This is a genomic window from Formosa bonchosmolovskayae, assembly GCF_051016085.1.
Taxonomy (GTDB): domain Bacteria; phylum Bacteroidota; class Bacteroidia; order Flavobacteriales; family Flavobacteriaceae; genus Formosa.
This window is the reverse complement of record NZ_CP174605.1, coordinates 1,795,605-1,819,847: the sequence shown is the minus strand read 5'-3', so window position 1 is coordinate 1,819,847 and position 24,243 is coordinate 1,795,605. Positions and strand designations below refer to the sequence as shown.

The window sequence follows — 24,243 nt, the reverse complement described above, 5'->3', positions numbered from 1 at the left end:
TTAGTTTTTGGTGCACACCACTTGATTGTCGAATTGCAAATTAATTTTATTATAATCATGAAGCGTATTCTCTTTTAAAGCCTTCTTGTAAAACACTTTTAGATTACTAACTTTTTTATCTAATTGATTTAAATCTCCCAAATACACAGAGAAATTTTGCTGTCTCAGTTTTAAAGAAATTTTCTGGTCTTCATTTTGATGAATTTCTACCACATGTTTCTTTAAGAATGTATCATTATAAACTTTCTGAGCAATTTTAAAAACATTACTCAAATTATTTTTTTCAATATGTCCCACAACAAATGGCACCCTAGCCGCATGATTTGTCGACAATGGCATAAAACCGCCTTTATCGTCTACATAATACGAGGTCTGATCTTGAACTCGCGCTATAGGCATTTTTTGCTCAACATCCGCTGTTAATAAGCCATTTACATCTAAATATACTTGAGCAGACTTAATTAATGGGTTCGAATTTAGGGCAAACTCTAGGCTATTCAAATCTAAAGTTTCTTTGGTCATTTCTGAAAGCCCTTTCTCATTTTGTATTAACAAGTTACTAACATTTTCCTCGGTGATATATAAATTATTATCACCTAAAAAATGAATCTGTGGCTCCGATATTTTTCGGTCACCATTTCGTTTTGATGCAAACGCAAACAGAAACATAACCAGAGCCGTTAAGACCCCAAGTTTTACATAACCCCAATGTATTTTAATTGTCATATAATGCGGTTTTAATATGTTTAACTTCTGCTCCTATATCGCCAGCTCCCAATGTAATAATTACATCTGCGTCGCTCGCCTTTATTTTTGAAATAAGATCTGATTTTGACACCAATTCTTTCTTTTCATTTTTTATCTTATCTAACAACCATTGCGATGTAACACCTTCAATTGGTAACTCACGAGCCGGATAAATATCCAATAATAACAACTCGTCAAATTGTGCGAGTTGCTTTGCGAAATCGTCTATAAAATCTCGTGTTCTACTAAATAAATGTGGCTGAAATACCGCCAAGACCGTTTTACCCGGATACATTTCGCGAACCGCCTGATGTGCTGCTTTAATTTCCTCTGGATGATGTGCATAATCGTCTATAAACACCAAATCGTCCGTTTTAATCTGGTACGTAAAACGCCTTTTTACCCCTGCATACGACTCTAAAGCCTTAACCAGTTCTTGCGGATTACATCCATACTCTAAAGCCATTGCCAAAGCGATTAAAGCATTCGACAAATTGTGTCTGCCCGGCAAATTAAACTTAATATTATTAATTACAGCCGTAGGCGTCTTAACATCAAATATATAACTCCCGTTATCTATTTTAATATGCAGTGCCGTATAATCCGAATCGTCCTCTATACCGTAGGTTAGCCCTTCAATTGGCAAGCCATTCTTCACAAATAACGTACCACCATCCTTGATTCTTTTAGAAAATTCTAAAAAAGATTCTTGTAGGACTTCAGCTTTACCATATATATCCAAATGATCTGCATCCATAGATGTAATACATGCAATATCTGGTGACAGCGTTAAAAATGAACGATCAAATTCGTCTGCTTCTACTACCGAAACCTCGGTTCCTTTAGAAATATAATTAGAATTGTAATTTTCACTTATTCCACCTAAAAATCCAGTTAAAGGCACATTACATTTGTATAACAAATGAGCTAATATACTTGAGGTTGTTGTTTTTCCATGCGTACCCGCCACCGCTAAACAAAATGTGTTTTTAGTTATTAAACCTAAAACTTCAGAACGCTTTAATAAGCTAAAACCCCGGTTGTTTTTAAAATGCACCAACTCCATATTGTCTTTAGGAATGGCTGGCGTGTATACCACTAACGTGGTGTCGTAATTTAAAAACGCATTTGGAATATTTGCAATAGAATCATTAAAATGAACCTCTATACCTAACGTTTCTAAAGCACGCGTTACATCGCTAGGTGTTTTATCGTACCCAGCAACACGCTTGTTATTCGCTTTAAAGTAACGCGCCAAAGCACTCATACCTATACCGCCAATACCAATAAAATAAACGTTATCTATAGTATTTAAATTCATTTAGTTTTTTAATAATTTTTCTACTTCGTCTGCAATATCCTTGGTTGCATTTACCAATGCTAACTTCTTTATATTTTCGCCTAAGGCGTGTTGTTTTTCTTTCGATTCTATTAATTGAGAAAATTTATTTTCAAAATCAACATCTAAATCTTGTTCCTGAATTAATATCGCCGCATCCTCCTTTACCACTGCCATCGCATTTTTAGTCTGATGGTCTTCTGCAACGTTTGGAGACGGAATAAAAATAACCGGCTTTCCAACTATACATAATTCTGAAACCGAACTTGCTCCTGCTCTAGAGATTATTACATCTGCAGCCGCATAAGCAAAATCCATATTGTTCAAATATGCGTGAACTTGAACATTTTTAGTATGACTATTGATTTTATATTTATCGTAATACAATTTACCACACTGCCAAATAATCTGAACATTGCGGGTTTGCAAATAGTCAATCTCCTTTTCTATTAACTCATTAATACGTCTAGACCCCAAACTTCCACCTAAAATTAACAAGGTCTTTTTCTCAGGTACTAATCCAAAAAACGCTTTAGCCTCTTCGGTTTTAGACTGTATATCTAATAAGCCTTGACGTACAGGATTACCTGTTTTTATAATTTTATGTTCTGGAAAAAAGCGCTCTAACCCATCATAGGCCACACAAATTTTCTGAACTTTTTTAGACAATAACTTATTCGTGATTCCTGGAAAAGAATTCTGCTCTTGTATTAAACTCGGAATCCCTTGTCCTGAAGCCATCTGCAATAATGGTCCGCTAGCAAAACCACCGGTACCAATTACCACATCGGGCTTAAATTTTTTTATAATTTTTCGTGCTCCAAACAGGCTACTAATTAACTTAAAAGGAAACATTAAGTTTTTCAAAGTTAGCTCTCGCTGAATACCAGAAATCCATAATCCTTTTATATCGTAACCAGCCTGTGGCACTTTCTCCATTTCCATTCTATCTTTCGCTCCCACAAAAAGAAACTGAGCATCAGGAAAACGTTGTTTTAATTCGTTTGCAATTGCTATGGCCGGATAAATATGTCCGCCGGTTCCTCCACCTGATAATATGATATGATATTTTTTACTCATTATATTGCTTCGGATAAAATTTCTAACGGATTTTCTTCATCTATTTCTACTTCCTCTTTTTCTGGAATGCTACTATCTGCACTTACACTTAAAATAATTCCCACAGCCAAACACGTCATCCAAATCGATGTTCCCCCACTACTAATTAACGGAAGTGTTTGTCCAGTTACTGGAAACAACTCTACGGCAACAGCCATATTTAATAATGCTTGAATTACAATTGGCAAGCCAACCCCAAGCACTACAAGTGTCCCAAAAATTGTTTTAGCTTTATGCGACACAACGAGTATTCTAAACAATAACCAAAGATAAACACTCATTAAAATAACAGCTCCAATCAGGCCATATTCCTCTACCACTATAGCATAAATAAAATCTGACGATGATTGCGGTAAAAAGTTCTTCTGAACACTTTTACCAGGACCAACACCTTTTATTCCACCTGAGGCAATAGCAATCTTAGCTTTTTCAATCTGATAATCTTCTTCTGTATCCTCTCCATTAGAAAAGTTTTCTATACGACTCATCCAAGTATCTACTCGGTTAGGCATCGCATCCGGAAACGCTTTCGCAGCCAATACAAACATAGACAATGTTAACACCCCCATCCCAATGATTAAAGCCAAGTACTTTATAGGATAACCACCTAAAAACACCAAGATAATTACCGTTAAAAAGATTAAGGCTGCCGTAGAAAAATTCGCAGGCAAAATTAAAATTAACACTAGAAAAACGGGCATCCAAAGTGGCAAAATAGACTCTTTAAACGTAATTATTTTATCTGCCATTTTCGCCATATACCGCGCCACATAAACCATAAGCACTAAAGAAGCTAATGTAGAGGTCTGAAAAGACACACCTACAAAAGGAATCTGAATCCATCTACTCGCATTTGCACCTTCTATAGTATTCCCTTGGAGCATGGTAAAACCTAACAACACCAATGCCACCATGATACCAACCATAGAAAGTCCTCTTAAATAACGATATGGCATAAGATGCACAAAATACATAAGTACAAATCCAACACCTAAATGCATAAAATGTTTTAAGAAAACAGTAAAAGTACTACCGCTACCTCGCATATACGCCAAGTTGCTTGCCGCACTATATACCGGTAAAAATGAGAATAAAGCCAACAATGCAGCTATAGCCCAAATGGAACGATCTCCTTTTAATTTTCTTAAAAACTCTTGCATTATAAATTTCTTACTGCGTCTTTAAATTGTCTTCCTCTATCTTCGTAACTTTCAAATAAATCAAAACTCGCACATGCTGGAGACAATAACACATTATCGCCTGCTTCCGCTAGTTTATAAGCGATTTTAACGGCTTCATTCATAAACTGTGTTTCCACAATTACGTCGACCATATTGCTGAAATTTTCCAACAGTTTTTCATTATTTACTCCTAAGCAAATAATCGCTTTTACCTTTGTATTTACAAAAGGATATAGTTCCTGATAACTATTTCCCTTATCTACTCCACCAACAATCCAAACGGTTGGCGCAGACATACTTTCTAAAGCATAATACGTGGCATTTACGTTAGTCGCTTTAGAATCGTTTATATACTGAACTTTATTGATTTTCAATACTTGCTCCAAGCGGTGTTCTACACCTTGAAAATTTTCTAAACTCTCACGAATAGTCTGCTTTCTTATTTTTAATAAGTGCGCCACCGTAGATGCAGCCATCGCGTTTTTTATATTATGTTTACCTTCTAATGCTAGGTCTTTTGTAGGCATAATTATCTGGTTATTATCTATTGTTATTTTAATATTCTCTTTATCTAAACAGGCGCCATTCTCTATGTTTTTTACAAGCGAAAAAGGCAATAATTTTGATTGAACTGGATGTTTTTCCAACCAATCGACTAATACATCATCGTCTGCATCGTAAATCAAATAATCGTGTTTTGTTTGATTCTTTGCTATTCTAAATTTTGAAGCGATGTATTCTTCAAAATTGTAATTATACCGATCTAAATGATCTGGTGTTATATTTGTAATTACAGCGATATGCGGATTAAAATTAACCACGCCATCTAACTGAAAACTACTAATTTCAAGCACGTAGTTTTTATAATCGTCTTCTAAAATCTGTTTTGCAAAACTGTCTCCAATATTCCCTGCTAAGCCCACATTTAATTCTTGCTTAAGAATGTGATGTGCTAAACTTGCTGTTGTTGTTTTACCGTTACTTCCCGTAATTCCAACAATAGTGGCAGATGTAAACTGAGCCGCAAATTCAATTTCAGAAATTACCGGAACGCCTTTTTCAACCAACTGTTTTACCAAGGGTGCTTTATCCGGAATTCCTGGACTTTTCATCACTACATCGGCATTCAGAATGAACGACTCCGTATGTTGCGATTCTTCCCAATCAATCTCATTTTGTATTAGAACGTCTTTGTATTTGTCTTTAATTTTTCCTTTATCAGAAACAAACACCTCAAATCCTTTTGATATTCCTAAAAGCGCTGTACCTACACCACTTTCTCCACCTCCTAAGATTACCAACCGCTTCATCTTATCTTATTTTTAAGGTTACGATGGTAACAATAGCTAGTAATATTCCTATAATCCAAAATCGGGTTACAATTTTACTTTCGTGATATCCCGATTTCTGATAGTGATGATGTAAAGGCGACATCTTAAAAATGCGTCGACCCTCGCCATATTTTTTTCGTGTATACTTAAAGTAACTAACTTGTAAAACCACAGATAAATTCTCGGCTAGGAAAATCCCGCACAACACTGGAATTAACCATTCCTTTCTTACAGCAATAGCAATAACAGCAATAATTCCACCTATAGTTAAACTTCCCGTATCTCCCATAAACACTTGCGCCGGAAACGTATTATACCATAAAAACCCAACCAAAGCCCCTACAAAGGCCGCTATATAAATGGTAATTTCTTCTACCCGTGGGATATACATAATATTGAGATAATCTGAGAAAATAATATTCCCTGAAACCCAAGCAAATATCCCTAAGGTAAATACAATTATGGCCGACGTTCCCGCTGCTAAGCCATCGATACCATCGGTTAAATTAGCACCGTTTGAAACAGCTGTAATTATAAATATTACGATTGGAATAAATATTAACCATGCATACTTACCTAAACTAGGATCAATCCAAGTAATTAAATCGGCATAATCAAATTCGTTTCCTTTTACAAAAGGTATTGTTGTTTTAGTAGACTGCTCTTCTGCCGCAAAGAACTTACCAGGCAAAGCATTTGGATTCTCTGCTAATATTTCTTGCTGTTGCACTACAGGTAATTTTTCCTTTATGGTAACATTCGGATTAAAATACAGCGTGATCCCTACAATTAGTCCCAAACCAACCTGACCAAGCACTTTAAACTTTCCTTTTAAACCTTCTTTATCGTTTTTAAACTTCTTGATATAATCGTCTAAAAACCCAATTGCTCCCATCCATAAGGTGGTTACGATTAATAATAAAATATAGACGTTATCCAATTCTGCAAATAAGATAACAGGTATTAAGGTCGCTAGAATTATTATAATACCACCCATAGTTGGCGTTCCTGCCTTTTCAGACTGACCTTTTAATCCTAAGTCACGAATTGTTTCCCCTACTTGCTGACGCTGTAAAAAGTTAATAATTCGCTTCCCGAAAACTGTTGAAATAAGTAAAGACATCAGAATTGCCATAGCCGCACGAAAGGTTATAAACCCAAATAGCGAAGCGCCTGGAATTTGATAATGATCTTCTAAATAGTTGAAAAAATAGTATAACATCTTATTTCTCTAGCTGTTTTAAATAGTCTTTTACAATTTCGAAATCGTTAAAATCGAATCGTTCTCCTTTAATTTCTTGGTAAGTCTCATGACCTTTACCTGCAATTAATATAATATCGTTAGGCTTTGCCAACTGGCAAGCTGTTTTTATGGCTTGTCGTCTATCCGAAATAGACATTGTTTTTTTAAAATGAAGAGGCTCGACACCTTTTTCAATTTCTTCAATAATAACCTCGGCAACTTCGTTTCTTGGATTATCGCTTGTAAACACCACTTTAGTACTTAAAGCCGAAGCGATATGCCCCATTTTTGGGCGTTTTGTTTTATCACGATTGCCGCCACAACCCACAACCGTTATTAATTCTTCATTTTTAGTTCTGATACTATTTATGGTTTCCAAAACATTTTTTAAAGCATCTGGCGTATGTGCATAATCTACAATAGCTGTAATTTTCGAATCTGAAATCAGATACTGAAATCGTCCGCTAACACTTTCTAATCCGCTAATTAACCTTAAGGTTTCATCTTTTTCTAACCCTAATAATTCGGCAACACCATAAATTGCCAATAAATTAGACGCATTAAATTCACCTATTAATCGCGACCAAACTTCATTATCATTAATTTTAAGCAACAAGCCGGTGAACTGATTTTCTAAAATCTGAGCCCTATAATCGGCGTAATTTTTCAAACCATAAGTCTGCTTACTCGCTTTTGTATTCTGAAGCATAATTTCGCCATTCTTATCATCTACATTTACCAAAGCAAAAGCTGATTTAGGTAAATTATCGAAAAATGATTTTTTCACATCGCGATATTCTGAAAACGTGCTGTGATAATCTAAATGATCGTGTGATAGATTTGTAAATACACCTCCAACAAAATGCAAACCTTCGGTACGTTTTTGATGAATACCATGCGAACTTACTTCCATAAAACAATACTCGACACCTTCGGCATTCATCATACTTAAATATGAATTGATAGCTAAAGAATCGGGCGTTGTATGCGTGGCTTTATACTCTATATCGTCTACTAATATTTTTACTGTTGAAAGCAATCCAACCTTATATCCTGCCTTTTTAAATAACTGATATAAAAGCGTCGCGATGGTTGTTTTTCCATTTGTTCCTGTAACGCCAACCAGTTTTAAATTCTCTGAAGGATTATTATAAAAGTTAGAAGCCATTATTGCCAAAGCCACCTTAGTATCGGCAACCTGAATATAAGTCACTCCATTAACGCGTTGTTCAGGCATATGCTCGCACACCACTACTAAAGCACCATTATTTACTGCTGTTTCTATAAACCCATGACCATCTGCCACAGTTCCCGAAATAGCTACAAACAAATCGTTCGATTCTATTTTACGAGAATCGAATGCGATATTATGTATACGCACATTAGTTGGACCAACAACGGTATCTATTGCAACCTTATATAATATGTCTTTTAATAAACTCACGATATTTTTAAAACTACTTTTTGATTCTTTTTAATTTTTTCTCCTACAGGAATCGATTGTGATTTCACATTTCCCAAACCATCCATTTCTACTTCAAGTCCTAGATTTTCTAACAATGCAATTGCATCCATAACAGGCAACCCAACCACTTTAGGCATAAGCGTTTTGTATTTCTGAGCGGTTTCATAAAACGCTTCAAACTCTTTATCTACAGGCGCATCTGCCACTTGTAGCGAATTCACTTCGTCTATAATAGGAGTGTCTGTAAATATTTTTTGTGCAATACTTTTAAATACTGGTCCAGAAACATCGGCGCCATAAAACCCCTTTTTAGTACTTGGCTTATGAATAACCACAATACAAGAATACTTCGGGTTTACCGCTGGAAAATACCCAGCAAACGAAGACACATAACGCTTATTATCATTCCAGTCTGCCATCCAATATTCTGTTCTAGCCGTTCCTGTTTTGCCCGCCATTGAGAAATACGGATTATATAACGACTTCCCTGTTCCGTGTTTTACTACATTTTCAAGAATAGCCTGAATTTCTTTCACTGTTTCTTCCGAACAAATTTTTTCATTTATCACTTCTTTATGAAATGTTTCTATAGGTGTATCTAACTCTTTTACACTATAAATAAAGCGTGGCTTAACCATAACACCATTGTTCGCTATAGCATTATAAAACGTTAAGGTTTGCAGTGGTGTTACACTTAAATTATACCCATAAGCCATAGACGGTAACGCATTTCTACTCCACTTATCATGTCCTGGCGAAGGAATAACAGGAATACCTTCTCCTATAATTGGAATCCCTAAGGGCTTATCCAAATGCCAAGACCTTAATTTTTCAATAAATTTTTCTGGATTCTTAGAATACCCCTCATCAATAATTGTTGCTAAACCAATATTAGACGACACCTCTAAGGCACGCGCCACAGAAATTTTTCCGAAACCACCATGATGAGAATCAGAAATTGAACGTCCATAAAATCGTTTCGATCCATTTTCAGTATCTACTACAGTGGCCGTATCTACCACTTTATCTTCTAAAGCAGCCACTAACGCCATTGTTTTAAATGTGGAACCTGGCTCATGAGACTCTCCCACCGCATAATTCAGTTTCTCGTAATAGCCACCATTTTTAGTACGTCCTAAATTAGAAATAGCTTTAATTTCGCCTGTAGCAACCTCCATTACAACAACACAACCATGCTCTGCCTCATAATACTCTAACTGCTTCAATAATGCATGATGCGCAATATCTTGAATATTCACATTAATGGTTGTATACACATCGTAACCATCCTTAGGCTCTACTTGATTGTAATCTGCAATAGGTTTCCACTGCCCTTTTCCAATATTTTGCTTTAAGCGCTTTCCGTTAGTACCTCTTAAATATTTCACTCCAAAAGCTCCATCAATTCCCGGACGCGTCACATTTCCTTGATCGTCTGTACGATCGTATCCAATTGTACGTTCTGCGATTCCACCCATTGGATGTTCGCGCTTAGTCATTTGCTCGACAATTAATCCACCTTTAAAAGCACCAAGCTGTAAAAGCGGAAAATTGCGTAAACGGATGTAATCCGAATACCCAATATTACGAGCAATTAAATGATATCTATTTTTATTAGCACGCGCCTTCCGCAATGTTTTCTGATAATAACTAGAAGGTTTTCCGCCAAACACATGAAGTGAATCGCATAACGGCTTTAAATATTTTTCGAAAGTTTTAGAAGTTGGTGTTACCGCATCAAAACGAATATCGTACTTAGGTACAGAAGTAGCCAAAAGACTCCCTTCAGAATCGTACACGTTACCACGATTAGCTGGAATAGTTACCGATTTTATAGTTCGTTTTTCTGCTAGACTACGATATTTATCACCATCTACAAATTGAATAGTACATAATTTAAATACCACAGCTATGGCGAAGATGAACATACATCCTGCCACAATATATAATCGGTTTAATATGTTCTTTTCGTTTGTTGCCAAGCTTAAACTTTAATTTTTAATTGTAACTCTTATTTTTCTTGGTGGAATTTCGGAAGGCACCAAACCCTTCTCTGACATTTTCTTTACTATTGAGGACTCCATTTTAACCCGCATTAACCGAGAACGACCATCTACAAACGCCGATCGCAATTCTTTTACTTCGTCACTCAGCCTTGCTATATCATGAACTTTCTTATCTGCCCTATGCGAGCTTGCAATCATGCTAAAAGCCAAGAACGAGACAAATACTATGACTCGCCAATTTTTAAACGAATCGTCGCTAACTAGAAACTTTCCTTTTAATACGCTATAGACGCCTTCTCTCATACCTTCTCTGCAATTCTAAGTTTTGCACTCCTAGCTCTATTGTTTATTTTTATCTCTTCAGCCGACGGCACTATTAATCCGCCCACTTTTTTCAACGGAACCTCAAAAGCCCCAAAAACATCACGTTCCGGTTCTCCTTGAAACAATCCATTTCTTATAAAACGCTTAACCAAACGATCTTCTAAGGAATGATAACTAATTAAACTTACGCGTCCTTGCGGCGCTAACACCTCTGGCGTTTGCATTAAAAACTCCTTTAGAACCTCAATCTCTTGATTAACCTCAATACGGATGGCCTGATATATTTGTGCTAAAATTTTATTCTCGTGCTTTGGAGACAAGAACTTTTTTAACACTGCTTTTAACTGATTACTTGTTTTAATTAACTCCACCTCGCGAGCTTCTACTATTAATTTAGCCATTGCTGGAGCCGCTCTTAATTCGCCATACTGAAGCAACACTTGTTTTAACTGCTCTTCTTCATACTCATTAATTACATTATATGCAGACAATTTACTTGCCTGATCCATGCGCATATCCAACGCCGCTTCGAATCGTGTAGAAAATCCGCGTTCTGCCACATCAAATTGATGAGAAGACACACCGAAATCGGCTAAAATCCCATCCACTTGTTTTACACCATAAAAACGCAAAAAGCGTTTTACATATCTAAAATTCTCATGTATTAACTGGAAACGATCATCATCAATTGCATTTTCTAAAGCATCTGGATCCTGATCGAATGCAAACAATTTACCATTCGGACCAAGGCGTCTTAAAATCTCTTTACTATGACCGCCACCACCAAAAGTGACATCCACATATTTACCGTCTTCTTTTATATTGAGACCGTCTACCGTTTCTTTTAATAATACAGGGTTATGATATTCCATAATCTTCATCATCTTGTCCCATAACTTCCTCAGCTAATTCTGCAAAATCGTCAGCCGAGCCACTTATGCTCTGTTCATATTTATCTTTATCCCAGATTTCAACAATATTTACAGCCGAAGCCACAACTATTTCTTTCGAAATCCCTCCAAAAACAGCTAAATCTTTAGGAATTAACAAACGACCAGTAGCATCTACCTCAACCATTTTCACGCCTGCAGTAAATTTTCTAATAAAATCGATGTTCTTCTTTTTGAACCTATTCAGCTTATTTATCTTCTGCATTAGCACATTCCACTCGTCCATGGGGTATAATTCCAAACACGGATTAAAAACGGATCGTTTTAACACAAACCCATCTTGTAATACGGCACTCAACTGCTTTTTCAGCGAAACAGGCAACATTAATCTGCCTTTCGCATCCACTTTGCATTCGTATGTACCTATTAATGAGTTCAAAACAATTTCCGGGGATTACATTCTATATTTGTCAAATATATTGAAAAATATACCACTTTTTACCACAATATACCACTTTGTTGATAAATTTATGAACACTAGATCTACCTGAACCTTAATACATACACCAAAAACACCTTAGAGATTGAGTTAAAATTGATTAGGGTGTCAATTTTCGTTTGCAATGGGTTGTTAATATCTGATTTGAAAAAACTATTTAAAGCGGATACTCAGAATATACTTCATTATACGAATGAAATACCTATATTTGTTTGTTGACGATAATGATTAATTAATGACGCATCGCTTAAAAAAAGAAAAGAATTTTAGCTACATGGAAGTGGGTGAAGGGCAACCTATAATCGTACTTCATGGGTTAATGGGAGGATTGAGCAACTTCGACGCTGTCTCTAATTATTTTAGTAATAAAGGCTACAAAGTAATTATTCCTGAGCTACCAATATATAGCATGAGTTTGTTAAAAACCAATGTAAAAAGTTTTGCAAATTACCTGCACGACTTCATTGAATACAAAGGACTTACTGATGTTATTCTACTAGGAAACTCTCTTGGCGGACATATTGGATTATTCCATACCAAGCTATACCCTCATAAAGTAAAAGCACTTATTATTACCGGAAGTTCTGGACTATACGAAAGTGCTATGGGAAGTGGTTATACTAAACGAAGTGATTACGAAGTGATTCGTAAAAAGGCACAAGATGTCTTTTATGATCCTGCTGTTGCCACTAAAGAAATTGTAGATGAAGTTTACGAAACCGTGAACGACAGAAACAAATTAATTAAAACTTTAGCGATTGCAAAGAGCGCGATTAGACACAATATGAGTAAGGATTTACCTAATATGAAAGTACCTACGTGTATTATCTGGGGTAAAAACGATATTGTAACACCTCCGGAAGTTGCTACAGAGTTTCATGAACTTTTGCCAGATTCAGATTTATTTTGGATTGATAAATGCGGACACGCGGCTATGATGGAGCATCCTGACGAATTTAATAGAATATTAGATTCTTGGTTAACTGCCAGAAAATTTTAACAGTATACAATTATGCAAATTAAATCGGCTGAGTTTGTAGTAAGTAATTCGGACGTTTCCAAATGTCCGAAAGACAGAATACCTGAATACGCCTTTATTGGACGTAGTAATGTAGGGAAATCGTCGCTTATTAACATGCTTACTAACCGTAAAAGCCTTGCCAAAACATCTGGAAGGCCAGGAAAAACACAACTTATAAATCATTTTTTAATTAATAAAACATGGTTTTTAGTCGATTTACCTGGATATGGTTATGCACGTGTTTCTAAAAGTGCGAAGAAGACATTTCAGAAATTTATAACCGAATATTTTAGCAAACGAGAACAGTTAATATCTGCTTTTGTATTGGTAGATATTCGCCACAAACCACAACCCGTAGATTTAGAATTTATGACCTGGTTAGGCGAACACAGCATTCCGTTTTCTATTATTTTTACTAAAGCCGATAAGTTAAAACCTATGGCTATAGAAAATCATGTTAACGATTATCGTGATGTATTACTTGAAACCTGGGAAGATATGCCAAATTATTTCGTAACATCGTCTTCTAAAGAAATTGGGAAAGACGAGTTACTACAATATATAGACGACACCAATACGAATCTGAAAATAGATTAACTCTTTACGTCTAAAGCATCTCTTAAGGCGTTCCCTATTAACATAAACGCCATAACTAAACTCATTATACACAATCCAGGAATTACTGCTAAATACGGCTTTCCTAGAATAATATAGTTATAGTGATCTTTTATCATTGCACCCCAACTTGCCATTGGTGGCTGTGCTCCTATACCCAAGAAACTCAGACCGCTTTCTATTAAAATGGCCGAAGCGAAATTAGCCGCACAAATAACTATAACTGGCGCCATTATATTTGGCAATATGTGTTTTGTAATAATACGGTAATCGTTATATCCTAAAGCCCTTGCGGCTGTGACATATTGCATTTCTTTGGCACTAATTATTTGACCACGAACCACACGTGCCACTTCTACCCACATGGTTAGCCCTACAGCAATAAAAACTTGCCAAAACCCTTTCCCCAAGGCCAAGGTAATTGCAATAACTAATAATAAGGTTGGGATAGACCACGTCACATTAATAATCCACATAATAATGGCATCAACCTTGCCCCCATAATATCCAGCGATACTACCTAAAGCCAAACCTATAATTAAGGAAATAAACACGGCTACAAAGCCAATAAAGAAGGATATTCTAGCTCCTACCAAAACACGACTTAATACATCTCGACCATATTTATCTGTTCCAAGATGAAATGTTTTAGAGGATACTAATTTTGAAATCTCCGATTCAGAAAACGAATTTAAATCCAGTACTTTTTCTTCACCTATCAAACCATCTGAAGCGTATTCAGTATATAATAAGGTATCGTCTTTAATACTGTGCTTTGAAATGGGAATTTCTGTCTCGGTATTAATAGTCCCAAAGAAAATTTTATCGAAACTGCTTTGTGTATTTTTAATCTTGTTTGGAACTGTTAAAATATCTACTGTAAAACCAGGCGTTTCCGAATGAATAGACAAATGCATTTGATTTGCATGCTGGGAAGAATCTGGTGCCAAAACATAGGCAAATACAGAAACGAATCCCACTAATAAAATATAATAGAAACTAAAAACGCCCCAAAAATTGTGTTTAAATTTTTGGAGCGCTAATTGTTTTAACGACTGTGTTTTACCACTCATTAATTAATTTTTTGAAGATGTACCTTCTGTGGTTATCAAGTCAGAACTTTTAGGCTTAGTTGCTGCCAATTCTGTTTTCACCTTATAAGACCCTTTTAAATCTTCAAGTACATTTACAGCTTCTTCTACATACACATCTTGTGTTAAGTTTTCGTGCCAACGATCGCGTTTTAATCGTAGCGTAGAATCCTTTACAAACAATGCCTCTTCGTATGGTAAAGACGTATAAGTTAGATTAGATTTATAATCTGAAATTTTATCGAAACGTTTAGCTTCCTCTTCATTAAGCTCTAATTTCTCTTTATATTTTACGTAGTTTAAATTGAATTCGTTTTCATCCATTTTCGTTTTAATCCACTTCGCATTCTCTTCAATCAACTTTAATTGCTCATTATTACTCATACGCTCCTTACTTTTAGATATCGTAGAATCGTAATCAAAATGACCATTCCATAATGTATAGTCTGCTGGAGCAATTTTATCCCATGGTAACGGATTATCCTGATCCTTTTCACCAATATCGATAAAACTATAACGATCCGGAACAACAACATCACTCTTAACACCTTCTAGTTGTGTAGAACCACCATTAATTCTATAAAACTTCTGAGTTGTTAATTTAAGAGCACCAAGATCTCCATTACTGTTATTTCGAACCATACGGTTTAGATCAAGCACATTCTGAACTGTTCCCTTTCCGTAAGTTTGTTTGCTTCCTATAATAATTGCTCGCTTATAGTCTTGCATGGCTGCCGCTAAAATTTCTGACGCAGATGCCGATAATTCGTTAACCAAAATAACTAATGGACCATCCCACTCTATAGACTCGTCTTTATCTCTTAAAATTTCTTTAGGCTCTCCTGTAGATCGCACTTGTACAACCGGTCCGTCTTTAATAAATAATCCAGCCATATCGACTACAGTCTGTAAAGATCCTCCACCATTATTTCTTAAGTCTAAAACTAGACCTTCCATTCCGGCTTCTTTTAATCGATCTATTTCTAACTTAATATCAGATGCCGCATTTCGGTTATTATAGTTTTCAAAATCTACATAAAACTTAGGAAGGTTAATTACTCCATATTTAACATCGTCCTTAGTTACTAAAGATGACTTAGCATAGGTCTCTTCCAACTCTACAACATCTCTAACAATAGAAATATCTTCTACAGTTCCGTCAACTTTTTTAATGGTTAACGTGACTTCGGTACCTTTTGGGCCTTTAATAAATTTAATAGCATCATCTAGACGCATCCCTACAATATTAACAGCCTCTTTCTCGTCTTCCTGACGTACTTTAAGAATAATATCTCCAACTTCTAGATCTCCATTTCTCCAAGCAGGTCCGCCAGAAATTAGTTCCATAATCTTAACATTATCCATCTTTTTCTGAAGTCTAGCTCCAATACCTTCTAACTTTCCAGACATTTGCTGATCGAATCTATCTTTATCTTCTGGAGCGAAATAAAATGTATGCGGATCGAAAGATTCTACCACTGCATTGACATACATAGTAAACCAATCGCTACGTTTTAAATCGTCTACATAATCTGTGTAATAATTATCTATAGATTTTAAAGTAGACTCTCTAGATTCTTTTTCCATTTCCTCATCAGATTTCACTGTATACGTTGGATCTTCCTTCTTTTTAGAACGTTCTTCGGTTTGTAAATCGTCGTAATTAGAAATTGAGGTAAACTTAAGCTGTCTTCTCCAACGGTTTTTCATGTCCTTTTTGGATTTCGCATAAGGTTTTTCTTCGTAATCTCCATCAAATTCTTCATCTATAGAATAATCGAACGGCGTACTTAATACCTCTTTATATAAAGCCTTAGACTCTTCCATTCTCTGAATTAAACGTTCGTGAGTAAGGTTAAAAAAAGCAATATCGTACGCCTTTAATTGATCGTCTAGATTATCCTTATATTTTTCAAACTCTTTTATATCAGAAGCGTAGAAATAGCGTTTTAAAGGATCTATGCCTTTTAAATATTTAGTGTATACTTCTTCAGAAAAATTATCGTCTAAAGTTTTAGGATCGAAGTGTCCGCGTTCGAGAACATAAGTAATTACTTGAACTAATAATTTATCCTTATCTGGGTTGCTAAATGTTTTAGTGGTAAAACTGCAAGACGCGAACGCCAACATTAATAATACTACTAGGTACTTGTAATTCCTTTTCATAAGCCTATAAAAATGCATCGTATATTTTTCACTAAAGTAGAGAAAAAACTATGCCAATAAAAATCAATATAACGTAATTTTTTGTTAAACTAAACAAATTGGCCGTTTCAGCAAGAATTTATGTATTTTAGCATAGCGATTTCAAAACAAAAAAAGATGTCAAAAAAGCCCCTTATTTTGGTTGTAAACGACGACGGTATTACAGCACCAGGAATAAGAACCCTTATAAAAATAATGAATACCATTGGAGATGTTGTTGTGGTGGCTCCAGATAGTCCGCAAAGTGGTATGGGACATGCAATAACAGTAGATTCTACCTTATATGTCGAAAAAATCACGATAGACAACGGCCCTCAAAAAGATTATAGTTGCTCAGGAACTCCTGCCGACTGCGTAAAATTGGGTGTTCGTGAGATTTTAAAACGAACACCGGACCTTTGTGTTTCGGGTATAAATCACGGCTCTAATTCTTCAATAAATGTTATTTATTCTGGGACTATGAGTGCCGCTATAGAAGCTGGTATTGAAGGCATTCCGGCCATTGGTTTTTCGCTTTTAGATTATAATTGGAATGCCAATTTCGAACATTCAGAATCCTTCATAAAAACCATAACAGAAAACACCTTAAAACACGGTTTGCCACAAGGCGTAGTTTTAAACGTAAACATTCCTAATGTCCCTAAAAAAGACATAAAAGGTATTCGTGTTTGCAGACAAGCACGAGCCAATTGGGTTGAGAAGTTTGATAAAAGACAAAGCCCAATGGGAAAAGATTACTACTGGCTTGCTGGTAAATTTGTAAATTTAGATCAAGGTGAAGATACCGATGAGTGGGCCTTAGAACATAATTATGTTTCTGTGGTACCCGTTCAATTTGACTTAACAGCCTACCAAAGTATTAGGCAGATTAACACATGGAATTTAAATGATTAAAAAAGAAGTTTTTATCGGATTTTTAGTCGGTGTTATCGCCAATGCCATGGGATTATTTTTAGCCGCAAAATTCCTAGGAAGAGGAGACGATGCTATGACTGTAATAGAAGCCGCCGCCGCTGAAGGATTTTTAGGAAAACTAACCAGTTTAGGTGCTATTTTAAACTTAGTCGCTTTTTTTATTTTTATAAAAAAGAGGCAAGATTATAGAGCTCGGGGCGTAATTTTAGCCACGGTTTGTATTGCTATACTTACATTTACTTTTAAATTTTTATAATGAAATATTACATTATTGCAGGAGAAGCCTCAGGAGATTTACACGGCTCGAACCTAATGAAAGCGTTACAGAAAGTAGATAAAAACGCTAACTTTAGATTTTGGGGTGGGGATCTTATGCAAAATGTTGGAGGTACTTTAGTGAGTCACTATAAAGAACGAGCGTTCATGGGATTTGCAGAAGTCATTACCAATTTATCGAAAATTTTAAAAGCCATATCGTTTTGCAAGGAAGATATAAAGGCGTACAATCCTGACGTTATCGTGTTTATAGATAATTCTGGATTTAATTTACGCATCGCTAAATGGGCTAAGCAACAAAATTACCGAACAAATTATTATATTTCTCCCCAAGTCTGGGCGTCTAGAGCAAAACGTGTTGAAAACATTAAGCGCGATATCGATGCGATGTATGTTATACTTCCTTTTGTAAAACCCTTTTATGCCAAGTATGGTTATGATGTTACCTTTGTAGGGCATCCCTTAATTGATTCTATCGCAGATCGCACTCAAGTAGATGAATATAAATTTAGAACAGAGCACGGATTAAGTGAAAAACCTATAATTGCCATTTTACCAGGAAGCAGAAAGCAAGAAATTAACAAAATGCTTACTGTAATGCTTAGTTTAATTGACGATTACCCAGATTACCAATTTGTAATTGCCGGAGCGCCGAGTCAAGATTTTGAATATTACCAACAATTTATTAAAGGAAGTAACGTTCATTTTATAGCTAATAAAACTTACGATTTATTAAGTGTATCTTTTGCGGCATTAGTAACATCTGGAACGGCTACTTTAGAAACTGCTTTATTTAAAGTACCTCAGGTGGTATGCTATAAAGGGAGCTGGTTGTCTTACCAAATTGGTCGTCGAATTATTAAGTTGAAATATATTTCTTTGGTGAATTTAATTATGGATAAACCTGTAGTTAAAGAACTAATTCAAGATGAGTTTAACACTAAAAACTTAAAGAAAGAACTTAATATTATTCTTGATGATTATGAGCGTACAAAGTTTTTTATTAATTATTACGATTTAGAGAAGAAGCTTGGTGGCAAAGGAGCCAGCAGGAAAACAGCTGAACATATTTACAACGGACTAAAATCACATTCTTAAAATGCAGAAATTATCTTTTATACTTTGCTTACTTCTTTGTGTGAGTAGCTGTAAATCTTCTAAAAGATCTAAATCTTATTCATCAGCCAATGCTACAACGACCTCAAAAAACATTGAAAATACGCAATCCAGGATTGATAATGATCGGGTAATTTTAGCTCCAAAAAACGAGGCCGAATTAAAATCTTTAGGCATAGAATTAGTCGATTTCGCAAAGCAATTTGAAGGTGTTCGCTACAAATATGGTGGTACAACAAAAAAAGGTATGGATTGTTCTGGCTTAGTTTTTGAAACTTTTAAAGCTTATAATATCGAACTTCCACGTGTTTCCAGAGACATGGCTAAAGAAGGTATAAAAATAGATCTGGAAGATGTTAAAGAAGGTGATTTGTTGTTTTTTCATACCAATTCCAGGAGTAACACTATTAATCATGTTGGTTTAGTCGTAACATCTAGAATCGGACAAATAGAATTTATACACTCTACAACTAGCAAAGGTGTAATAACATCCTCATTAGCAGAACGCTACTGGTATCATTCTTTTAAAGAAGCACGTCGAATACTCTAATTATTAGTATCTTACTGTTATGAAGTTAAGTCGCTTTATAATAGTAAAACTCACACTATTCCTCATTATCGGAATCTGTTTAGGTTTTTATAGACCTATTCCATTTCTATGGAGTGCATTATCTTCCTCGATATTACTTTGCCTTCTTTTTTTACTGTATTGGATAAATTTGTCACGTTTTAAACCGTCTATCGGATTTGGAATGGTCGCCGTACTCCTTACCGTATCCATAGGAATTTTGAGTGTACATGTTCATAATCAGAAATTACAATCAACGCATTATTCCCATATAAAAGCTCCTGTAAAGCAAATTACTTTTAAGATTAGCGATGTTCTTAAATCGAATACATACTACGACAAATACAAGGTTGAGATTCTAAAAATTAACGGCCTTCCTGTAACAGGTACATCCCTTTTAAATGTACAACGCGACAGCTTACAAAAGGTTTTAGATATTGATGATATTTACATCACCACCAACGCTTTTAAAGACATTCTTCCGCCTTTAAATCCGAATCAATTTAATTATAAATCGTATCTAGAACGACAGTACATATACCATCAAATTACAACAACTCGAAAGCATCTATTTCACCTTCCAAGTGAGCCATCTACGCTTTCGGGTCTGGCTCACCGTATAAACACATTCGTAAATTCCAAGCTAAAAACGTATCCGTTTGGAACCGACGAACTTGCTGTCATAAATGCATTATTACTCGGACAAAGGCAAGATATTTCTGAAACATTATATTCAAATTACACCAAAGCAGGTGCAGTACATATTTTGGCAATATCGGGATTACATGTCGGAATTCTATTATTGATTTTAAATTATATATTATCGCCACTCGAGCGTCTACCTTATGGTAGAGGATTAAAAACCATTCTTGTTATTATCTTAATGTGGTGCTTTGCTATTTTAACAGGATTATCGCCATCGGTAAGTAGGGCTACTTTAATGTTCACATTGGTTGCCATTAGCTTAAATTGGAATCGGCCAAATAACACATTTAATACTGTAGCGATTTCCGCCTTTCTACTGTTATTATGGAATCCTATGTTACTTTTCGATGTAGGCTTTCAGTTAAGCTATTTAGCCGTTTTAAGTATTGTGGCACTTCAACCTAAATTAAATAGATTATGGTTTCCAAAATATAAACTTGTTAATTTACTTTGGAATACACTCACCGTAACTGTTGCGGCTCAAGTTGGCGTTTTGCCGTTAAGCATCTATTATTTCCATCAGTTTCCAGGACTATTTTTCCTTTCTAATCTCATTATAATTCCCTTTCTAGGTTTCATTTTAGGCTTTGGTATTCTCATACTACTCATGGTAACACTTGGAATATTACCTAATGTAATGGCTATACTTTTTAATAAAATAATTGGCTTTATGAATACCATTATACAATGGATCGCGAGTCAAGATCAGTTTATTTACAGTGCCATTTCTATAAAGTTAAATACAGTCATTGTGCTTTATGTATTAATTATAGGTTTCATCTACGTATTATTTACTCCCAAATATAAATCGATTGTTATCACTTTAATCGCATGTATAATTCTGCAATGCACTTTGCTTTACAATCGGGTTGCTATAAACACTACAGAATGGATTCTGTTTCATAAAACCAGAGAAACAATATTGACGCACAGAATAGATAGACAACTTGATATATTTACTGCAACCGATTCTACATTATCCTTACAATCGTATCCGTTAAAGGATTATGCCATATCTAAAGGCATAGAAACAGCTCAAACAAAACCATTGAAAGCTGTCTATTCTATTAAAAACAAGAACATATTAATAGTTGACAGTTTAGGCGCCTATAACGTAAGGTCTTTTAATCCCTATTATGTCTTACTTAGCAATTCACCACAAATAAATTTAATCCGTTTAATAGACTCCTTAAGACCCAAAGAAATTATTGCCGATGGCAGTAATTACAAATCGTATATCGCACGGTGGGAACAGACCTGTAAAAACAAAAAAATCCCTTTCTACCAAACTGGCAAAAAGGGAGCTTATATATTTAAATAAGATGTGTTATTATTCAACAAATTCTGGAACAAAACTTTCAAAATATGCATTAGCGCTTTCTTGAGTTTGCAACTCTTTGTATTTATCGCTATGAAATAACTTTAAGTAGACTTCTAATTGTTGTGGTTGCTGGTAGCCACGAACTGGAGCGATAACTTGCGCGTCCTCATCTAAAAATACGATGGTTGGATAAGCATCTACTCCCAACGCTCTTGTAAATTCATGAACGCCATTTCTTCTATTTTTTTTTGCTTCGTCGTAATTAGGATTACCATAAGTAGTTCCCTGATAGGTTATAGACTCTGGTCCTTCGGCATCAAATTTAACGGCATAATAATTTTCGTTTACATACGCTGCAACATCTTTATTCTGAAATGTATTTTTATCTAACATTTTACAAGGACCACACCAATTGGTATACGCATCCATCATAATTTTTTTTGGAGCTGTTTTCTGAAGTTCTAAAGCTTCATTAAAACTTAACCAATTAATCTCTTGTGCATTTATAATTCCTACTGAAAACATAAGAACCATTAGACATAAACCTTTTCTCATCAACTTAACATTTTTTATTCTCATTCTTAAAAATAGTATATTCACCATAATGGTCTAAAATATAAAAAGCATCTTACAAAGAAGATGCCTTTTATTATATAAATATGTTAATTTTTAGTGAACGCCGTGCATTAACTTATTCACCTTAGGTGTTAATGCCATAATTAATAATCCTGCAACAATTGGCACAATTGTAAAGATTAAGAAAAATGTACTCATATCGTAAGCTGCTGTAATTTTATCGATTAATCCTCCCATCATACCCGCTGCTTTATTACCTAAACCAACAGCAATATACCATAGCCCAAACATCAGTCCGATTTTGGCCGCAGGTACTAATTTACTTACATAAGACAATCCTACAGGCGATAATGATAATTCTCCTAATGTATGAAGCAGATAAGCTAAAATTAACCAAACCACACTTACCGATGCGGTTTGTGCTCCTTGAGGTATGCTTGCCGATCCATAAGCTAATACTCCAAATCCTAATCCAAGTAAAATTAAACCAATTCCGAACTTAACCGTTGCTGGCGGATTGTATTTACTTTCCCAAATTTTTGAAACTAACGGAGCAAATGCAATGATATAAAACGAATTTAAAATTCCGAACCAAGATGCAGGAATCTCTGTACTTTCTTCAGAAAACTGAGATTTCAACATGTAAATTACAATCCCCCAAATAATCGCAAAACTTAAACCTAAAGCTAAATTAGATACCTTGTATTTACTAAAGGTTATTCTGAATAATTGGAATAATACATATGTAATAATCATTAACGGAATAACAGTAAGCAGTGTGTTTGCTATTCTAAATACATTAGCAGACGTTCCTTCTAAAACACGATCGGTATAATCTGATGCAAAAATAGTCATAGACCCACCAGCTTGCTCGAATGCAGCCCAAAAGAAGATGGTAAAGAATGCTAATATTCCCACTACAATGTATCGATCTGCCTGAATATTGCTAGGAACAACTTCTTCTTTTTGCGTATCTAATTCTTTATGACTGGCATCAAAAGCAAGTGTATCTTTTGGAGATAAACCAATTCTTCCAAAAATAGTTTGGGCTAACCAAAATTGAATCATTCCTAAGAACATAAAAATTCCAGCTAATCCAAATCCGTAATGCCATCCTATAGATTCACCAACATAACCACATAATAAAATCCCTAAAAAAGCTCCAGCATTTACTCCCATATAAAATATGGTAAAGGCTCCATCTTTCTTGTCTTGAGCATTTTTATAAACTCCGTTAATAATAGATGTAATATTCGGTTTAAACAATCCGTTTCCTGCGACTAATAGTCCAATACCTAGATATAAACTCCAAGGTGTATCGAATGCCATGGCCGCGTGACCCAAGGTCATAATTAATGCTCCAATAGCTACAGAACGCCTGTATCCTAAAAACTTATCGGCTAGTAGACCTCCCAAAATTGGAGAAAAATATACTAACATAGTATATGTTCCGTAAAGTCCCAAAGCATCTTCCCGACTCCATGCCCAACCGCCGTCGATTATAGCAGACGTTAAGAAAAGCACCAAAATGGCACGCATTCCGTAGTAAGAAAAACGTTCCCACATTTCGGTGAAAAATAATACAAACAACCCAGAAGGGTGACCCATTAAAAGTTGTCGGTTCATATCGGAACCTTCAAATCTAAAATTTGTTGCACTCATTATTACATATTTTTAAATATACCTCGTT

Annotated in this window: 22 protein-coding genes; 7 read left to right on the top strand and 15 right to left on the bottom strand. The window is 35.3% G+C overall.

Features of this window, described 5'->3' with window-relative positions; all coding sequences use genetic code 11:
* The 11 genes from ACKC83_RS07665 to mraZ form a co-directional block, all read right to left on the bottom strand.
* A complete protein-coding gene (locus tag ACKC83_RS07665) occupies positions 1 to 726 on the bottom strand; it encodes a cell division protein FtsQ/DivIB (protein ID WP_434037610.1) in 726 nt (241 codons plus the stop codon).
* Positions 716 to 2,068 (bottom strand): UDP-N-acetylmuramate--L-alanine ligase, encoded by a 1,353-nt coding sequence (murC, locus tag ACKC83_RS07660; protein WP_434037609.1) that lies wholly within the window; start codon positions 2,066 to 2,068, stop codon positions 716 to 718. Before murC ends, ACKC83_RS07665 begins: the two co-directional genes overlap by 11 nt.
* On the bottom strand, positions 2,069 to 3,166 hold the full coding sequence (gene murG / locus ACKC83_RS07655; protein ID WP_434037608.1) for an undecaprenyldiphospho-muramoylpentapeptide beta-N-acetylglucosaminyltransferase: 1,098 nt from the start codon (positions 3,164 to 3,166) through the stop codon (positions 2,069 to 2,071). It lies immediately after the preceding gene.
* Complete coding sequence (locus ACKC83_RS07650; RefSeq protein ID WP_434037607.1) at positions 3,166 to 4,365, bottom strand: FtsW/RodA/SpoVE family cell cycle protein; 1,200 nt, start codon at positions 4,363 to 4,365, stop codon at positions 3,166 to 3,168. Before ACKC83_RS07650 ends, murG begins: the two co-directional genes overlap by 1 nt.
* Complete coding sequence (gene murD, locus ACKC83_RS07645) at positions 4,365 to 5,696, bottom strand: UDP-N-acetylmuramoyl-L-alanine--D-glutamate ligase (RefSeq protein WP_434037606.1); 1,332 nt, start codon at positions 5,694 to 5,696, stop codon at positions 4,365 to 4,367. The genes ACKC83_RS07650 and murD overlap by 1 nt, the downstream gene beginning before the upstream one ends.
* A 1-nt stretch (position 5,697) precedes the next feature.
* Positions 5,698 to 6,939 carry a phospho-N-acetylmuramoyl-pentapeptide-transferase gene (gene mraY, locus ACKC83_RS07640; protein WP_434037605.1) on the bottom strand — a complete coding sequence of 414 codons (1,242 nt, stop codon included), beginning with the start codon at positions 6,937 to 6,939 and terminating at the stop codon, positions 5,698 to 5,700.
* A gap of 1 nt (position 6,940) precedes the next feature.
* Positions 6,941 to 8,404 carry a UDP-N-acetylmuramoyl-L-alanyl-D-glutamate--2,6-diaminopimelate ligase gene (locus ACKC83_RS07635; protein WP_434037604.1) on the bottom strand — a complete coding sequence of 488 codons (1,464 nt, stop codon included), beginning with the start codon at positions 8,402 to 8,404 and terminating at the stop codon, positions 6,941 to 6,943.
* Positions 8,401 to 10,353, bottom strand: coding sequence for a penicillin-binding protein (locus ACKC83_RS07630; protein ID WP_414036434.1), 1,953 nt, complete (start codon positions 10,351 to 10,353; stop codon positions 8,401 to 8,403). The genes ACKC83_RS07635 and ACKC83_RS07630 overlap by 4 nt, the downstream gene beginning before the upstream one ends.
* Positions 10,354 to 10,416: 63 nt before the next feature.
* Complete coding sequence (locus tag ACKC83_RS07625) at positions 10,417 to 10,734, bottom strand: FtsL-like putative cell division protein (protein ID WP_414036281.1); 318 nt, start codon at positions 10,732 to 10,734, stop codon at positions 10,417 to 10,419.
* Positions 10,731 to 11,627 (bottom strand): 16S rRNA (cytosine(1402)-N(4))-methyltransferase RsmH, encoded by an 897-nt coding sequence (gene rsmH / locus ACKC83_RS07620; RefSeq protein ID WP_434037603.1) that lies wholly within the window; start codon positions 11,625 to 11,627, stop codon positions 10,731 to 10,733. The genes ACKC83_RS07625 and rsmH overlap by 4 nt, the downstream gene beginning before the upstream one ends.
* Positions 11,614 to 12,084 (bottom strand): division/cell wall cluster transcriptional repressor MraZ, encoded by a 471-nt coding sequence (gene mraZ / locus ACKC83_RS07615; protein WP_414036283.1) that lies wholly within the window; start codon positions 12,082 to 12,084, stop codon positions 11,614 to 11,616. The genes rsmH and mraZ overlap by 14 nt, the downstream gene beginning before the upstream one ends.
* 295 nt (positions 12,085 to 12,379) lie before the next feature.
* Between mraZ and ACKC83_RS07610 the strand changes: the two genes are divergently transcribed.
* Together ACKC83_RS07610 and yihA are read left to right on the top strand one after the other, a co-directional pair.
* Positions 12,380 to 13,144, top strand: a complete 765-nt coding sequence (locus ACKC83_RS07610) for an alpha/beta fold hydrolase (protein ID WP_414036284.1) — start codon at positions 12,380 to 12,382, stop codon at positions 13,142 to 13,144.
* A gap of 12 nt (positions 13,145 to 13,156) precedes the next feature.
* Positions 13,157 to 13,762: a ribosome biogenesis GTP-binding protein YihA/YsxC gene (yihA, locus tag ACKC83_RS07605; RefSeq protein ID WP_434037602.1), complete on the top strand. Its 606-nt coding sequence runs from the start codon at positions 13,157 to 13,159 to the stop codon at positions 13,760 to 13,762.
* Here yihA and ACKC83_RS07600 read toward each other — a convergent pair.
* Positions 13,759 to 14,853, bottom strand: a complete 1,095-nt coding sequence (locus ACKC83_RS07600; RefSeq protein WP_434037601.1) for an ABC transporter permease — start codon at positions 14,851 to 14,853, stop codon at positions 13,759 to 13,761. The two genes, yihA and ACKC83_RS07600, sit on opposite strands and share 4 nt — an antisense overlap.
* Positions 14,854 to 14,856: 3 nt before the next feature.
* Complete coding sequence (locus ACKC83_RS07595) at positions 14,857 to 17,037, bottom strand: carboxy terminal-processing peptidase (RefSeq protein ID WP_434037600.1); 2,181 nt, start codon at positions 17,035 to 17,037, stop codon at positions 14,857 to 14,859.
* 156 nt (positions 17,038 to 17,193) lie between these two features.
* On the opposite strand from ACKC83_RS07595, the gene surE reads away from it, so the two are divergent.
* From surE to ACKC83_RS07570, 5 genes are read left to right on the top strand one after another with little or no spacing between them, the layout of a single operon-like run.
* Entirely contained in the window at positions 17,194 to 17,970 is a 777-nt protein-coding gene (gene surE / locus ACKC83_RS07590; RefSeq protein WP_414036288.1) for a 5'/3'-nucleotidase SurE, read from the top strand.
* On the top strand, positions 17,963 to 18,247 hold the full coding sequence (locus ACKC83_RS07585) for a hypothetical protein (RefSeq protein WP_434037599.1): 285 nt from the start codon (positions 17,963 to 17,965) through the stop codon (positions 18,245 to 18,247). The genes surE and ACKC83_RS07585 overlap by 8 nt, the downstream gene beginning before the upstream one ends.
* A complete protein-coding gene (gene lpxB, locus ACKC83_RS07580) occupies positions 18,247 to 19,365 on the top strand; it encodes a lipid-A-disaccharide synthase (RefSeq protein WP_414036290.1) in 1,119 nt (372 codons plus the stop codon). The genes ACKC83_RS07585 and lpxB overlap by 1 nt, the downstream gene beginning before the upstream one ends.
* Before the next feature lies 1 nt (position 19,366).
* Entirely contained in the window at positions 19,367 to 19,933 is a 567-nt protein-coding gene (locus ACKC83_RS07575; protein WP_434037598.1) for a C40 family peptidase, read from the top strand.
* A gap of 19 nt (positions 19,934 to 19,952) precedes the next feature.
* On the top strand, positions 19,953 to 21,977 hold the full coding sequence (locus tag ACKC83_RS07570; RefSeq protein WP_434037597.1) for a ComEC/Rec2 family competence protein: 2,025 nt from the start codon (positions 19,953 to 19,955) through the stop codon (positions 21,975 to 21,977).
* A gap of 9 nt (positions 21,978 to 21,986) precedes the next feature.
* Here ACKC83_RS07570 and ACKC83_RS07565 read toward each other — a convergent pair whose 3' ends face one another.
* Together ACKC83_RS07565 and ACKC83_RS07560 are read right to left on the bottom strand one after the other, a co-directional pair.
* Positions 21,987 to 22,502 (bottom strand): thioredoxin family protein, encoded by a 516-nt coding sequence (locus ACKC83_RS07565; protein ID WP_414036293.1) that lies wholly within the window; start codon positions 22,500 to 22,502, stop codon positions 21,987 to 21,989.
* A gap of 144 nt (positions 22,503 to 22,646) precedes the next feature.
* Complete coding sequence (locus ACKC83_RS07560) at positions 22,647 to 24,215, bottom strand: peptide MFS transporter (protein WP_414036294.1); 1,569 nt, start codon at positions 24,213 to 24,215, stop codon at positions 22,647 to 22,649.
* Positions 24,216 to 24,243: the final 28 nt, after the last annotated feature.